1 protein-coding gene is annotated in these 475 nt (G+C 59.6%); it reads right to left on the reverse strand.

From position 1 onward, the window contains the following. Window positions 1-173: 173 nt before the first annotated feature. On the reverse strand, window positions 174-475 hold a 302-nt coding region (locus tag AC1RP4_RS07700; RefSeq protein ID WP_481763226.1), incomplete at its 5' end, for a hypothetical protein.

Raw genomic sequence — 475 nt, forward strand, 5'->3', positions numbered from 1 at the left:
GTGCTATGGCGTGAAGCCGGTTGTGGTGGTCAGCGCACAACGTGACGGTGGGTCCGTCTTCACCACCATAGTTGCGCGGTATCACGTGGTGCACTTCACGAGACGCGGGGCCCGGGGGTGTGGAGTCTGTGAACCGCTGCTCGCACACCCAACAGTGCGGCAGGATAATGTGCTTAACCTGCGGGGCCATTTGCGTACCCCAACGCCATTTCCTGATAGAACTCTGATGCCGGGGCCCGGCTCAGTTCTCGCTCCTTGATAACCTCACCCCCAAAATTCAAAGGTGCGCCGATCAGGGCGTCAGCCACGCTGTTCACAAAGGCCTTGAAGTGGCGACGCGAGGGCGGGAAGTACGGGACGATGACCATGTGCGGAAAGTACAGATCACCGTAGAACTTATTCAGCTCCGACTCACGCAACTCCGCTGCACGCTCCACCATCTCTTCGCTATAAAGCGGCAGCGCGAGCGACGAGG

It is taken from the genome of Dellaglioa sp. CoH-56-MRSF-10, from assembly GCF_056782175.1.